At 70.4% G+C, this 12,707-nt stretch carries 17 protein-coding genes; 11 read left to right on the top strand and 6 right to left on the bottom strand.

The genetic code is table 11. The features are described 5' to 3' along the window. Positions 1-143: 143 nt before the first annotated feature. The gene (locus tag ICC28_RS27520) at positions 144-422 is read left to right on the top strand and encodes a GlsB/YeaQ/YmgE family stress response membrane protein (protein ID WP_188291421.1); all 279 of its coding nucleotides are present in this window, start codon (positions 144-146) and stop codon (positions 420-422) included. Between the two features lie 58 nt (positions 423-480). Here ICC28_RS27520 and tyrS read toward each other — a convergent pair whose 3' ends face one another. The 5 genes from tyrS to ICC28_RS27495 all read right to left on the bottom strand — a co-directional run bounded on the left by tyrS (position 481) and on the right by ICC28_RS27495 (position 5,846). Further along, a complete protein-coding gene (tyrS, locus tag ICC28_RS27515; protein ID WP_188291420.1) occupies positions 481-1,749 on the bottom strand; it encodes a tyrosine--tRNA ligase in 1,269 nt (422 codons plus the stop codon). A gap of 43 nt (positions 1,750-1,792) precedes the next feature. Then, positions 1,793-3,187 (bottom strand): metallopeptidase TldD-related protein, encoded by a 1,395-nt coding sequence (locus ICC28_RS27510; RefSeq protein WP_188291419.1) that lies wholly within the window; start codon positions 3,185-3,187, stop codon positions 1,793-1,795. Beyond that, a complete protein-coding gene (locus ICC28_RS27505) occupies positions 3,184-4,707 on the bottom strand; it encodes a TldD/PmbA family protein (RefSeq protein WP_188291418.1) in 1,524 nt (507 codons plus the stop codon). The genes ICC28_RS27510 and ICC28_RS27505 overlap by 4 nt, the downstream gene beginning before the upstream one ends. A gap of 93 nt (positions 4,708-4,800) precedes the next feature. Next, positions 4,801-4,995: a DUF397 domain-containing protein gene (locus ICC28_RS27500; protein ID WP_188291417.1), complete on the bottom strand. Its 195-nt coding sequence runs from the start codon at positions 4,993-4,995 to the stop codon at positions 4,801-4,803. Further along, entirely contained in the window at positions 4,992-5,846 is an 855-nt protein-coding gene (locus ICC28_RS27495; protein WP_188291416.1) for a helix-turn-helix domain-containing protein, read from the bottom strand. Before ICC28_RS27495 ends, ICC28_RS27500 begins: the two co-directional genes overlap by 4 nt. 161 nt (positions 5,847-6,007) lie before the next feature. On the opposite strand from ICC28_RS27495, the gene ICC28_RS27490 reads away from it, so the two are divergent. The 6 genes from ICC28_RS27490 to ICC28_RS27465 all read left to right on the top strand — a co-directional run bounded on the left by ICC28_RS27490 (position 6,008) and on the right by ICC28_RS27465 (position 9,435). Further along, on the top strand, positions 6,008-6,448 hold the full coding sequence (locus tag ICC28_RS27490) for an ATP-binding protein (protein WP_188291415.1): 441 nt from the start codon (positions 6,008-6,010) through the stop codon (positions 6,446-6,448). A gap of 132 nt (positions 6,449-6,580) precedes the next feature. After that, on the top strand, positions 6,581-6,865 hold the full coding sequence (locus ICC28_RS27485; RefSeq protein WP_188291414.1) for a type II toxin-antitoxin system Phd/YefM family antitoxin: 285 nt from the start codon (positions 6,581-6,583) through the stop codon (positions 6,863-6,865). 5 nt (positions 6,866-6,870) lie between these two features. Further along, positions 6,871-7,257 (top strand): PIN domain-containing protein, encoded by a 387-nt coding sequence (locus ICC28_RS27480; RefSeq protein WP_223189658.1) that lies wholly within the window; start codon positions 6,871-6,873, stop codon positions 7,255-7,257. 181 nt (positions 7,258-7,438) lie between these two features. Beyond that, the gene (gene fabG / locus ICC28_RS27475) at positions 7,439-8,143 is read left to right on the top strand and encodes a 3-oxoacyl-[acyl-carrier-protein] reductase (protein WP_188291412.1); all 705 of its coding nucleotides are present in this window, start codon (positions 7,439-7,441) and stop codon (positions 8,141-8,143) included. A gap of 5 nt (positions 8,144-8,148) precedes the next feature. Next, on the top strand, positions 8,149-8,916 hold the full coding sequence (gene fabI / locus ICC28_RS27470; RefSeq protein ID WP_188291411.1) for an enoyl-ACP reductase FabI: 768 nt from the start codon (positions 8,149-8,151) through the stop codon (positions 8,914-8,916). A 174-nt stretch (positions 8,917-9,090) separates the two neighbouring features. Next, positions 9,091-9,435, top strand: coding sequence for a hypothetical protein (locus tag ICC28_RS27465; protein ID WP_188291567.1), 345 nt, complete (start codon positions 9,091-9,093; stop codon positions 9,433-9,435). Here ICC28_RS27465 and ICC28_RS27460 read toward each other — a convergent pair. Then, complete coding sequence (locus ICC28_RS27460) at positions 9,416-10,105, bottom strand: FadR/GntR family transcriptional regulator (protein ID WP_188291410.1); 690 nt, start codon at positions 10,103-10,105, stop codon at positions 9,416-9,418. The genes ICC28_RS27465 and ICC28_RS27460 overlap by 20 nt on opposite strands. Positions 10,106-10,175: 70 nt before the next feature. Here ICC28_RS27460 and ICC28_RS27455 point away from each other — a divergent pair, with 70 nt between their 5' ends. From ICC28_RS27455 to ICC28_RS27445, 4 genes are all read left to right on the top strand, one after another. Further along, positions 10,176-11,468 carry a CynX/NimT family MFS transporter gene (locus ICC28_RS27455; protein ID WP_188291409.1) on the top strand — a complete coding sequence of 431 codons (1,293 nt, stop codon included), beginning with the start codon at positions 10,176-10,178 and terminating at the stop codon, positions 11,466-11,468. Positions 11,469-11,607: 139 nt separating this feature from the next. Then, entirely contained in the window at positions 11,608-11,727 is a 120-nt protein-coding gene (locus tag ICC28_RS41150; RefSeq protein ID WP_262928503.1) for an SGM_5486 family transporter-associated protein, read from the top strand. Positions 11,728-11,907: 180 nt separating this feature from the next. Continuing rightward, positions 11,908-12,114, top strand: coding sequence for a hypothetical protein (locus ICC28_RS27450; RefSeq protein ID WP_188291408.1), 207 nt, complete (start codon positions 11,908-11,910; stop codon positions 12,112-12,114). Positions 12,115-12,179: 65 nt separating this feature from the next. Further along, positions 12,180-12,698, top strand: a complete 519-nt coding sequence (locus ICC28_RS27445) for a SixA phosphatase family protein (RefSeq protein WP_188291407.1) — start codon at positions 12,180-12,182, stop codon at positions 12,696-12,698. The last annotated feature ends 9 nt before the right edge of the window (positions 12,699-12,707 follow it).

The raw sequence follows: 12,707 nt of genomic DNA, 5'->3' as shown, positions 1-12,707 counted from the left end.
GCGTCGCCTACGAGACCGGGGCGCCTTCCGCTCGGGTGACCGGCCTGCGCCGTCCCCGATACGGCCGTATCCGACATGCGGCGTACGGAGAGCGGGTCGAGACTGGGCGCAAAGCTCACGTCGAGCCGTACAAGGAGGCAGCCATGGGCTGGTTGTGGGCGATCATCGTCGGATTCGTGCTGGGCCTCATCGCCAAGGCGATCCTGCCGGGCAAGCAGCACAGCCCGCTCTGGCTGACCACCATCTTCGGCATGATCGGTGCCATCATCGGCAATTCCATCGCCCGAGCGGCCGGAGTCGACGAGACCTCCGGCATCGACTGGAGCCGACACGCCTTCCAGCTCATCGCGGCGGTCGTCGTCGTGGGCGTCGGCGACATGCTGTACATGGCGACGCTCGGCAAGAAGAAACAGCAGACCTGAGAACCGGTACGCCGAAGGGGGCGGCCCTCCGCGTGGAGAGCCGCCCCCTTCGGAACGCCTACCCGCCCGTGACCTCGACCGCGGCCAGGTTCTTCTTGCCCCGGCGCAGCACCAGCCAGCGCCCGTGCAGCAGGTCCTCCTTCGCCGGTACGGAGTCCTCCGCGGCGACCTTCACGTTGTTCACGTAGGCGCCGCCCTCCTTCACCGTGCGCCGCGCGGCGGACTTGCTCGCCACCAGGCCGACCTCGGCGAACAGGTCGACCGTCGGGGCCAGCTCCGCGACCTGGATGTGCGGCACCTCGGAGAGCGCCGCGGTCAGCGTCTTCTCGTCCAGCTCCGCCAGCTCGCCCTGCCCGAAGAGGGCACGGCTCGCGGCGATCACGGCGGCCGTCTGGTCGGCGCCGTGCACCAGCGTCGTCAGCTCCTCGGCCAGCGCCCGCTGCGCCGCACGGGCCTGCGGACGCTCCTCCGTCTGCTTCTCCAGCTCCTCCAGCTCCTCGCGGGACCGGAAGGACAGGATGCGCATGTACGTCGAGATGTCCCGGTCGTCCACGTTCAGCCAGAACTGGTAGAACGCGTACGGCGTCGTCATCTCGGGGTCGAGCCAGACGGCACCGCCCTCGGTCTTGCCGAACTTGGTGCCGTCCGCCTTGACCATGAGCGGCGTCGCCACGCAGTGCACCGAGGCATCCGGCTCCAGCCGGTGGATCAGGTCCAGGCCCGCCGTGAGGTTGCCCCACTGGTCGCTGCCGCCCTGCTGGAGCGTGCAGCCGTAGCGGCGGTACAGCTCCAGGAAGTCCATGCCCTGGAGCAACTGGTAGCTGAACTCGGTGTAGCTGATGCCCTCCTGGGACTCCAGGCGCCGGGCCACCGAGTCCTTGGTCAGCATCTTGTTGACGCGGAAGTGCTTGCCGATGTCCCGCAGGAACTCGATGGCCGACATCCCGGCCGTCCAGTCCAGGTTGTTGACCATCACCGCGGCGTTCTCGCCCTCGAAGGACAGGAACGGCTCGATCTGCGCGCGCAGCCGGGTCACCCAGTTCGCGACCGTCTCCGGGTCGTTCAGCGTGCGCTCGGCCGTCGGGCGCGGGTCCCCGATCTGGCCGGTCGCGCCGCCGACGAGGGCCAGCGGGCGCAGACCCGCCTGCTGGAGCCGGCGCATGGTGAGGACCTGCACCAGGTGACCGACGTGCAGGCTGGCCGCGGTCGGGTCGAACCCGCAATAGAACGTGACGGGACCGTCCGCGAGCGCCTTGCGCAAAGCGTCCTCGTCAGTGGACAGGGCCCACAGGCCGCGCCACTTCAGCTCGTCGACGATGTCCGTCACGGTTCTCGTATCTCCTTCGGAGGGCTCGTATGCAGGTACGAGGTTATACGCCCTGGCTGACAGAGCTCATATTGAAGTCCGGCACCCGCAGGGCCGGCATCGCAGCCCTAGTGAACCAGTCGCTCCACTCCCGCGGCAGCGTCTTCTCCGTGCGCCCGGCCTCCGTGGCCCGGCCCAGCAGGTCCACCGGCGACTCGTTGAACCGGAAGTTGTTCACCTCGCCGATGACCTCGCCGTTCTCGACGAGATAGACGCCGTCCCGGGTCAGGCCGGTGAGCAGCAGCGTCGCCGGGTCGACCTCGCGGATGTACCACAGGCAGGTCAGCAGCAGCCCGCGCGCGGTGTTCGCGACCATCTCCTCCAGGGAGCGGTCCTCGCCGCCGTCCAGGATCAGGTTGCCGATGCCCGGCGCCACCGGCAGCCCGGTCAGCTCCGCGGTGTGCCGGCTGGTCAGCAGGTGCCGCAGCTCGCCCTCGCCGATCCACTCGGTGGCGGTGAGCGGCAGACCGTTGTCGAACACCGACGCGTCGTCCCCGGAGGAGTGCGCCAGCACGAAGGGCGCGGACTCCAGACCCGGCTCGTTCGGGTCGCTGCGCAGGGACAGCGGCAGCTCGGTCAGCTTCTCGCCGATCCGGGTGCCGCCGCCCGGCTTGGAGAACACCGTGCGGCCCTCGACCGCGTCCCGGCCCGACGCCGACCACATCTGGTAGATCAGCAGGTCCGCGACGGCGGTCGGCGGCAGCAGCGTCTCGTACCGGCCCGCGGGCAGCGCGACCTTCCGCTCGGCCCAGCCCAGCCGTACGGCCAGCTCGGCGTCGAGCGCCGCCGGGTCGACGTCCTTGAAGTCGCGCGTGGAGCGGCCCGCCCACGCCGAGCGGGTACGGTCCGGGGACTTGGCGTTCAGCTCCAGCGTGCCGTTGGGCTGGTCGTGCCGCAGCCGCAGTCCCGTCGACGTGCCCACGTAGGACGAGGTCAGCTCGTGGTTGGCGAAGCCGTACAGCTCGCGTCCGCCCGCACGCGCGCGTGCGAACGACTCGCCCAGCGCCGGCGCGAAGTCGGCGAACACCGCGGACGAGGTCTCGGCGGGCGCGTCCGTGAAGTCCGGCGACGCCGGTACGTCGGTGACCAGCGGCCGGGCGTCCTCGGCGGGCCCCGCTCCGCGCGCGGCGGCCTCGGCGGCCCGTACCAGGGGCTCCAGCTCGTCCGCGGTCACCGCGGAGCGCGACACGACACCGGAGGCCGTGCCCTCCTTGCCGTCCACGGTGGCGATCACCGTCAGCGTGCGCCCGCGCGTGACGCCGTTGGTGGTCAGCGCGTTGCCCGCCCAGCGGAGGTTGGCGGTGGAGTGCTCGTCGGCGATCACGACACAGCCGTCCGCGCGGGACAGCTCCAGGGCCCGCTCGACGATCTCGTGCGGCTTGTTCGTACGAGGGCTCATCGACCGGCCTCCTGGGTGGTGTTCAGAATGTTGACGCCCCGGAAGAGGGCGGACGGGCAGCCGTGCGACACCGCGGCGACCTGGCCCGGCTGGGCCTTGCCGCAGTTGAAGGCGCCGCCCAGGACATAGGTCTGGGGGCCGCCGACGGCCGCCATGGACCCCCAGAAGTCGGTGGTCGTGGCCTGGTAGGCGACGTCCCGCAGCTGGCCGGTGATCCGCCCGTTCTCGATCTTGAAGAACCGCTGCCCGGTGAACTGGAAGTTGTAGCGCTGCATGTCGATGGACCAGGACCGGTCCCCGACGACGTAGATCCCGCGCTCGACCCCGCCGATCAGGTCCTCGGTCGACATCCCGGCCGGATCCGGCTGCAGCGAGACGTTCGCCATGCGCTGCACGGGCACGTGACCGGGGGAGTCGGCGAACGCGCAGCCGTTGGACCGCTCGAATCCGGTCAGCTTCGCGATCCGCCGGTCCAGCTGGTAGCCGACCAGCGTGCCGTCCTTGACCAGGTCCCAGGACTGGCCCTCGACGCCCTCGTCGTCGTAGCCGATGGTGGCCAGGCCGTGCTCGGCGGTGCGGTCGCCCGTGACGTTCATCAGCTCGGAGCCGTACCGGAGCTTGCCGAGCTGGTCGAAGGTGGCGAAGGAGGTACCGGCGTAGGCGGCCTCGTAGCCGAGCGCGCGGTCCAGTTCGGTGGCGTGGCCGATGGACTCGTGGATGGTCAGCCACAGGTTGGACGGGTCGACGACCAGGTCGTACACCCCCGCCTCCACGCTCGGCGCGCGCATCTTCTCGGCGAGCAGCTCGGGGATCCGCGCCAGCTCGTCGTCCCAGTCCCAGCCCGTGCCCGTGAGGTACTCCCAGCCGCGCCCGACGGGCGGCGCGATGGTCCGCATCGAGTCGAACTCACCGCTGGACTCGTCGACCGACACCGCGGTCAGCGACGGGTGCAGCCGCACCCGCTGCTGCGTGGTCACGGTCCCGGCGGTGTCGGCGTAGAACTTGTTCTCGTGCACGGTGAGCAGCGAGGCGTCGACGTGGTTCACCCCGTCCGCCGCCAGCAGCCGCGCGCTCCACTCCGCCAGCAGCCCCGACTTCTCCTCGTCGGGCACGCTGAACGGATCGATCTCGTACGACGACACCCACGTCCTGTCCGCGTGCACGGGCTCGTCGGCCAGCTCCACCCGCTCGTCCGACCCGGCGGCCTTGATGACCTGCGCGGACAGCTTCGCCATCGCCACGGCCTGACTCGCCACCCTGGCGGCGGCATCCATGCTCAGGTCCACCCCGGAGGCGAACCCCCAGGTGCCCCCGTGCACCACCCGCACCGCGTACCCGAGGTCGGTGGTGTCCGACGACCCGGAGGGCTTGGCGTCCCGCAGCCGCCAGGAGGCGCTGCGCACCCGCTCGAACCGGAAGTCGGCATGCTCCGCCCCGAGCGCCCGCGCGCGTGCGAGAGCGGCGTCCGCGAGGGCGCGTAGGGGTAGTGCCGTGAAGGACTCGTCGATGGTATGAGGCACCTGGGTCTCTTCCTGTCGCCGTAACCGTGGTCGCTCCGATCATGTCGCGACCACCGGTTCACGGGCCACACGATTGCCAGGCGCGGCGCCTTCCTACGACACCGAACCGGCCGCGAGCACGGTGAAGGCGGCCCAGGTGGCGGGGGTGACGACGAGGGGACGGAGGTCCTTGTTCTTGGAGTCGCGGATGTGGATTGCTTCGGGACGCACGGCGACTTCGACGCAGTTGTCCGCCTCGCTACCGCTGTAACTGCTCTTGAACCAGTGCGGTACATCGGTCGTGCTCATAGCGCTCCTCGCATCTGTTCCAGCAGCTTCACGGTAGCCCCGCAGTCCAGGGCCTGTGAACGCAGCTTGCCATAGCGCTGAAGCAGGACGCTCACGTCTTTGGGAGCGGAGATCAGATTGCTTGACCGCTGTCCCTCGGTGTACCCGATCCACTGGTGAGTTGGCGTCTCGGCCAAGTACATATGACCGTCGATGCCACAGTGGTCCTCCTGGACGCTGGGCATGATCTGGATCTCGACATTGCGTCGGTTGCCCACGTCAAGAAGGTGGTTGATGACGTGCAGGGTGACCTCTCGCCCGCCCATGCGCCGCGCCAGGACGCTCTGCTCGATGACGAAACTGAACGCGGTGTTCTGCCTGGTCGAAATGAGCTGCTGCCGGTCCAGTCGAGCCGTGACCTCGCGTTCGATCTGCTCCTCGGATGCCGGCGGCAACCGCCGGTCGAAGATTGCCCGAATGTACCCCTCCGGCTGCAACAGCCCCGGCACCGCCCGGCATTCATACGCGTAGAGCGAGATCGCCTCCTCCTCGATCCCCGCCCACTGCCGGAACCACGACGCCAGCCCGGCCCGCCGCGTCAGACTCTTTGCCGCCGCGGTGAGCACTTTGACCCCCACCGGCCCGACCACCACCTCCGCCCGATTCGGCAGATCCCCCGGAGGGAACCGCTTCCCCTGCTCGATCTTGGCGATGTAGGCGGCGGAGTAGCGCACGCGCAGGGCGAACTCCTCCTGCGTCAGCCCGGATTCCTCGCGCAGCGCCTTCAGAACGGAACCGAAGGTCTTGAGACTGTCGGAGAGTTCCGCTTCGGTGTGGTGGTTCGTGCCGCCTCCGCCATGGTCCGCAGTCATCGCCCAACGCCTCCCGCGTCTCGCCGTCTCACCGAACCCCGCCCAACCCACCCAGGGTCACGGACAGTTACTCACCCAGTCCAGAGTGTGCACTGATACAGCCGCGACTGTATGGGTGTCGTACCTGTTGGGAGGCCGAACGCGACCGGAACGCTGGGTTCATGCCAGCACCACGGGCCCAAGAGGCCGTCACCGTAAGTGTGTTCGCCCAGCGCTTCTCCGCCACGCGGCGCGGGGCGCGTCTGGCCCGTCGCCTAGCGACCCACCGGATGCACCTCTGGGGCGTTCCCTACGGCAGCCCCGGCTCCGACACCGTCACCCTCGTCGTCGCCGAACTCGCGGCCAACGCCTTCCTGCACGGCCGCGTCCCGGGACGCGACTTCGAACTGCGCCTGCGCTACGACCGGGTCGTGGGCACCGTACGAGTGGAGGTGTCCGACACTCACCCGGGCCGCCCCGAACTCCCGGATCCGCTCCCCGAGGCCGCGTACGCCGAGGACGGCCGGGGCCTGCTGCTCGTACAGGCGGTCGCCGCGCGCTGGGGCGTCGCCGCCCGTACGGGACCGGGCAAGACGGTATGGGCGGAGTGCGTGCTGGGGTGACGCGGGCGCCGACGTACTCCACGCACACCGTCAGCGGGGCCTGCCGCCGTCCCGCATCCGGGCGGGGGCGCTCGGCGTAGGTACCATTAATGATATGTAGGCACATTGTTCTGTCGTGCGAGGGAGCCTGCCATGAGCGCCATCTCCGTCCGTGAGTTCTCGTACAACCCGAGCGCCGTCTTCGCGCGCGTGGAGAAGGGGGAGACCGTCGAGGTCACCCGCCACGGCAACGTCATCGCCATAGTGACCCCGGCGGAAAGCCCCCTTCAGCGGTACGCGCACCTGGTGGCGGAGGGCAGGATCAGGCTGCCCGAGTACACGGCGGCCGACCGCGGCAGCATGCCGCGCTACGACGTGTCCGACGACGTCGATCCGCTTGCCGTTCTCCTCGCGGAGCGCGAGGAGGACTATCGGTGATCTACATGGATTCCTCGGCGCTGGTGACGTGGATGTCGCAGCGGAACTACTGGACCTCGCTGGACGCCTTTCTGGAAGGCCAGGGGAGCCGTCCCATGGCCACCAGCAGCCTGGGCTTTGTCGAGACGACTCGCACGCTCGACCTCATGGGGACGTTCCCCGACGTCATGGTCGAGCTGGAGCGAAGAGTCGGGGAGATTCTGCTGACTCCGGAGGTGCGTCGGGCGGCTGCCGCGCTGACCGGCCGCCTGCGCACGCTGGACGCCGTTCATGTGGCCAGCGCACTCACTCTGGGAGAGAACCTCACGGCGCTGGTGACCTACGACAAGCGCATGCTGGACACGGCCCTCGCGGCAGGCCTGCCCGCCCACGCCCCCGGAATGGCGGACTGAGCCCGCCGGGCACGTGTCCGTGCGGGGATGCTGTCTGTCGAAACCCTACAGAGAGCATCCCCTCGCCCTGTCACCCCCGGCTTCGGCGCACGATCCCCCGGCCCGATAGGTTTCGGAGGAAGCCGCCTGTCATCCAGGTGTTCGGGCGGGTGTCAGAGACCGCTATCGAAAGGGTGATCCGTTGAGCCGCTCGGTTCTCGTCACCGGAGGAAACCGGGGCATCGGCCTCGCCATCGCCCGTGCGTTCGCCGACGCCGGCGACAAGGTCGCGATCACGTACCGCTCGGGGGAGCCGCCGTCCGGCTTCCTCGCCGTCAAGTGCGACATCACCGACCCCGAGCAGGTGGAGCAGGCCTACAAGGAGATCGAGGCCGAGCACGGCCCGGTCGAGGTGCTGATCGCCAACGCGGGCGTCACCAAGGACCAGCTCCTGATGCGCATGTCCGAGGAGGACTTCACCTCGGTCATCGACACCAACCTCACCGGCACCTTCCGCGTCGTCAAGCGTGCCAACCGCGGCATGCTGCGCGCCAAGAAGGGCCGCGTCGTCCTCATCTCCTCCGTCGTCGGGCTGCTCGGCTCCGCGGGGCAGGCGAACTACGCCGCCTCCAAGGCCGCCCTGGTCGGCTTCGCGCGCTCCCTCGCCCGCGAGCTGGGCTCGCGCAACATCACCTTCAACGTCGTCGCGCCCGGCTTCGTCGACACGGACATGACCAAGGCGCTCACCGACGAGCAGCGCGCGGGGATCGTGTCCCAGGTGCCGCTCGGCCGGTACGCGCAGCCGGAGGAGGTCGCCGCGACGGTGCGGTTCCTCGCCTCGGACGACGCCTCGTACATCACTGGAGCCGTCATCCCCGTTGACGGCGGACTGGGAATGGGTCACTGATCACCATGAGCGGAATTCTTGAGGGCAAGCGCATCCTCATCACCGGTGTGCTGATGGAGTCCTCCATCGCCTTCCACACCGCCAAGCTGGCCCAGGAGCAGGGTGCCGAGATCATCCTGACCGCCTTCCCGCGGCCCACGCTGACCGAGCGCATCGCCCGGAAGCTCCCGAAGCCCACGAAGGTCATCGAGCTCGACGTCACCAACGACGAGCACCTGGGCCGCCTGGCCGACATCGTCGGCGAGGAGCTCGGCGGCCTCGACGGTGTCGTGCACTCCATCGGCTTCGCCCCGCAGGACGCGCTCGGCGGCAACTTCCTGAACACGCCCTTCGAGTCGGTCGCCACGGCGATGCACGTCTCGGCGTACTCCCTGAAGTCGCTCACCATGGCCTGCCTGCCGCTGATGCAGAACGGCGGCTCGGTCGTCGGCCTCACCTTCGACGCGCAGTACGCGTGGCCGCAGTACGACTGGATGGGCCCGGCCAAGGCCGCCCTGGAGGCCACCAGCCGTTACGTGGCCCGTGACCTGGGCAAGCAGAACATCCGCTGCAACCTGATCTCCGCGGGCCCGCTCGCCTCCATGGCCGCCAAGTCCATCCCGGGCTTCGCCGACCTGGCCGCCGTGTGGGACTCCCGCTCCCCGCTGGAATGGGACCTGAAGGACCCCGAGCCGGCCGGCCGCGGCGTCGTCGCGCTGCTCAGCGACTGGTTCCCGAAGACCACGGGCGAGATCATCCACGTCGACGGCGGTCTGCACGCCATCGGCGCCTGACCTCCCCTCGGTGAGGGCCCGCGTCCTTCGGGGCGCGGGCCCTCACCCGTTCGGCCCACCCGGCCGGGCGGTGACGGCCGACGACCGCGCACTCTGGGCCTAGGCGTTCCTCACGCCGCTTTCCTCCCCAGCACGGCCGAGGAGGTCCCCCTTGTGCGTCCGCCCCGCAGCCTGGTGCCTCTGTCCCGCAGCCTCACCCCAGTGACCGTCGCCGCCGCCGTCGCCCTCGTGCTGTCCCTGCCGTACGAGGCGACCCCGCACGCGCGCGAGGAGACCCCCGCGGCCGAGCCGTTCGGCGCGGAGTGCCGCACGAGCGTCCACGGCTCCCGTGTGACCGCCTACTGCCACAACGCCTACGTCGGTGTCGACCGCGTACGCCTGCACATCGAGTGCGACCGCTGGTGGGACCTGGACACCGACAGCTCCCCGGTCGACACCGGACCGGCCGCGACCGTACGGCTCACCGGCCGCTGCTGGAAGGAAGTCCGCTCGGCGTGGGTCAGTCACCAGGAGCGGTGAACCGCCCCGGACGGCACTGGAACGGATAACCGGCCGCCTCCTCGGCAGCCGCCGCAGCGTCGCCCGCCCGGATCGCGTCGACCAGCCGCGCGTGGTCCATGTACGTCTCCGGGGTCAGCTCCTCGCCGACGTCCTCGCGCAGCCAGTCCCGCAGCACCTCGCCCAGGTCCGCGTACATCGCCGTCATCGCGTCGTTGTGGGACGCGGCCACCACCGCCAGGTGGAAGGTGGCGTCCGCCGCCACGAACCGCTCCGCGTCCCCCGAGGCCCAGGCCTCCTCCCGCCGCGCCAGCAGCACGTCGAGCTGCTTGAGGTCCTTCTCGGTGCGCCGCTCGGCGGCCAGCTTCGCGGCGGCCGACTCCAGCGTGGAACGCAGCTCGGCGATGTGCCGGGGGTCGGCGTCGGCGAAGCGGCGGTGCATCACCCCGGCCAGCTCACTGGTCGCCACGACATAGGTGCCGGAGCCCTGGCGGATGTCCAGCAGACCGTTGTGGGCGAGGGCGCGGACGGCCTCACGGACCGTGTTGCGGGCCACGCCCAGCTGCTCGACCAGCTCCGGTTCGGTGGGGATGCGGGAACCGACCGGCCACTCGCCCGCGGTGATCTGGTTCCGCAGCGCGGCGATGACCTGCTCGGACAGCGCCGACCGGCGCGGGTGGCTCAGGGGCATGGCACACCTTCGCACGGGACGGGCGGCCGGAGGGCGCCGGGGGATGGACAACCAATCATCCCATGATTCTATGATGGGGCTCATGGTGAGCGAGGAAACCCGGACGGAGAAGTCCACGACCGTACGCAGTTCGGCCCCAGGCGGACCCACACCCGCACGCACGCGCGCGTGGGCGACGCGTCTGGTCGTCCTCGGCATCGTGCTGTCCGCCCTGAACCTCCGGCCCGCCATCACCAGCCTCGGCGCCCTCCTGGAAGAGGTCCGCGACGGCCTCGGCATGAGCGGCAGCATGGCCGGGCTGCTCACCTCCGTGCCCCCGCTCTGCTTCGCCGTCTTCGGTGTCATGGCACCCCGGCTGGCCCGCCGCTTCGGACCGGCCGCCGTGGTGTGCGCGGGCATGGTCGCGATCACGGCCGGTCTGCTGATCCGCCCCTACGCGGGCAGCACCCCGGCGTTCCTGGCCGCCAGCGCCCTCGCCCTGATGGGCATCGCGGTCAGCAACGTCCTGATGCCGGTCATCGTCAAGCGCTGGTTCCCCGACCGGGTCGGCTCGATGACCGGCCTGTACTCCATGGCCCTCGCCCTCGGCACCGCCACCGCGGCGGCCGTCACCGTGCCGATGACCAACCTGCTCGGCGGCAACTGGCAGACCGGACTCGCCGTGTGGGCGGCCCTGGCCGCGGCGGCCGTACTGCCCTGGGTCCCGCTCGTACGGGACCGGGGGAGGGGCTCGGCGGAACCGGCGGAACCGGCCCCCGCGCGCGAGCAGCCGCCCGCCCTGCGCATCACCCGCAGCCGCACCGCTTGGGCGCTCGCCGTCTTCTTCGGGCTCCAGGCCACGGCCGCCTACATCACCATGGGCTGGATGGCGCAGATCTTCCGGGACGCGGGCGTGCCCGCCTCCACGGCCGGTCTGCTGCTCGCCGTGACGATGGTGATGGGCGTACCGCTGGCCTTCGTCATCCCGCGCGTGGCCACCCGGCTGCCGCACCAGGGCCCCATCGTGCTGGTGCTCGGCGTCTGCGGCCTCGCGGGCTACGCCGGTCTGTACTTCGCGCCCGCCGGCGGCGCCTGGGCCTGGGCCGTCCTCCTCGGCGTCTCCAACTGCGCCTTCCCGCTGGCCCTGACGATGGTCGGGATGCGGGCCAGGACCGGCGCGGGCGTCGCCCAGCTGTCGGCCTTCGCGCAGAGCACCGGCTATCTGATCTCCATCCCCGGCCCCCTCCTGGTGGGCGTGCTCTACCAGCACAGCGGCGGCTGGGGCCTGCCGATCGCCCTCATGACCGGTCTGATGATCCCGCAGATGGCCGTCGGCTTCCTGGCCGGACGCAACCGCACGGTCGAGGAGGAGGCCGCCCGCTGATCGGGCCCCCGGAGGGCCGGGTCACGGCGATCGGGCCTCCGGAGGGTCGGGTCACGGCGATCGGGCCCCCGGAGGGCCGGGTCACGGCGATCGGGCCCCCGGAGGGTCGGGTCACGGCAGCGGGTGCGAGACTTGCCGTATGTCGCCAGTGCTCGACCCGAACCCGCAGAACGGCCAGAAGAAGATGCTGCTCGTCTTCGGCTCGTTCTTCGCCATCTTCGTGATCATCGCCATCGTCGCGACGATCGCCTCGCCGTGACCCGTGCCGCCCGGCGGGGGTGGGGTTATCCCCCCATCCCCTAGGGGGCGAGTGTCAGGGTCAACTGGGTGGATCACCGGATGGGTTGAGGGCCGCGGATTCCGTAGCTTCGAGATGTGACCGCGAGACGCGGACCACGGAGCAGGAAGACGGCCCACTCGAAGACCCGCGGAGGCACCCATGTCGGCCCCCACGCACATCCGGCCCCGCCCGGCCTCCCGGGGCGGCGTCGACAGCAGGCTGCCCTGGTGGGCCCTCGCGCTGCCCGTGCTCGCCTTCGTCGCGCTGCTGGCCCTGATACTCAAGCCCTCCGAGGCGCAGGCCGCGACGGCCGACCCCGCGATCACCCAGCTCTTCGAGCGCGTCCAGCACCTGCTGAACCGCTGAAGACCCGTGGAGCCGGCCGTCAACTCCCTGCGCCCCATGGCGTGTTTCGTGCGAAGCTGGGACGCATGAGCGTCGCAGAACCCCGCAGGATTGTCCTCTTCCGGCATGCGAAAGCCGACTGGCCACAGGTGACCGACCACGAACGGCCGCTCGCTGAGCGGGGCCGCATGGACGCCGCCGTCGCCGGACGCAAGCTCGCCGACACCGGTGTCACCTTCGACCTGGCCCTGTGCTCCACCGCGACCCGGACCCGCGAGACCTGGAAGCTCGCCGTCCACGAGCTCCCACACCGGCCGAAAACCGTCTACGAGGAGCGGATCTACGAGGCCTCGCCCGGCGAGCTGATCGCCGTGCTCAACGAGACCCCCGACGACGTGCAGAACGCCGTCCTCATCGGCCACAACCCGGGCGTCCAGGGCCTCGCCGAGGTGCTGTCCGGCTCCGCCGAGGACGACGCCCGCGAGCGCATGAGCCGCCGCGGCTTCCCGGCCGCCGCCTTCGCCGTCCTGACCTTCAACGGCTCCTGGAAGGCCCTGGAGCCCGGCGCGGCCACCCTGCTCGACTACTGGGCGCCGTCGGACTGACCCGACCCG

This window comes from Streptomyces sp. TRM68416, assembly GCF_014596915.1.
Lineage (GTDB): Bacteria > Actinomycetota > Actinomycetes > Streptomycetales > Streptomycetaceae > Streptomyces.
Note: the sequence above shows the minus strand (reverse complement) of the source record. Positions and strands in the feature narration are given on the sequence as shown.

Bases quoted from the DNA above. Each gene is read 5' to 3' on its own strand.
- ICC28_RS27490 (WP_188291415.1), top strand. From the start codon at position 6,008: ATGCCAGCACCACGGGCCCAAGAGGCCGTCACCGTAAGTGTGTTCGCC.
- ICC28_RS27520 (WP_188291421.1), top strand. From the start codon at position 144: ATGGGCTGGTTGTGGGCGATCATCGTCGGATTCGTGCTGGGCCTCATC.
- ICC28_RS27445 (WP_188291407.1), top strand. From the start codon at position 12,180: ATGAGCGTCGCAGAACCCCGCAGGATTGTCCTCTTCCGGCATGCGAAA.
- ICC28_RS27455 (WP_188291409.1), top strand. From the start codon at position 10,176: ATGATGGGGCTCATGGTGAGCGAGGAAACCCGGACGGAGAAGTCCACG.
- ICC28_RS27480 (WP_223189658.1), top strand. From the start codon at position 6,871: ATGGATTCCTCGGCGCTGGTGACGTGGATGTCGCAGCGGAACTACTGG.
- ICC28_RS27450 (WP_188291408.1), top strand. From the start codon at position 11,908: ATGTCGGCCCCCACGCACATCCGGCCCCGCCCGGCCTCCCGGGGCGGC.
- ICC28_RS27460 (WP_188291410.1), bottom strand. From the start codon at position 10,105: ATGCCCCTGAGCCACCCGCGCCGGTCGGCGCTGTCCGAGCAGGTCATC.
- ICC28_RS27485 (WP_188291414.1), top strand. From the start codon at position 6,581: ATGAGCGCCATCTCCGTCCGTGAGTTCTCGTACAACCCGAGCGCCGTC.
- ICC28_RS27510 (WP_188291419.1), bottom strand. From the start codon at position 3,187: ATGAGCCCTCGTACGAACAAGCCGCACGAGATCGTCGAGCGGGCCCTG.
- fabI (WP_188291411.1), top strand. From the start codon at position 8,149: ATGAGCGGAATTCTTGAGGGCAAGCGCATCCTCATCACCGGTGTGCTG.
- ICC28_RS41150 (WP_262928503.1), top strand. From the start codon at position 11,608: ATGTCGCCAGTGCTCGACCCGAACCCGCAGAACGGCCAGAAGAAGATG.
- ICC28_RS27500 (WP_188291417.1), bottom strand. From the start codon at position 4,995: ATGAGCACGACCGATGTACCGCACTGGTTCAAGAGCAGTTACAGCGGT.
- ICC28_RS27495 (WP_188291416.1), bottom strand. From the start codon at position 5,846: ATGACTGCGGACCATGGCGGAGGCGGCACGAACCACCACACCGAAGCG.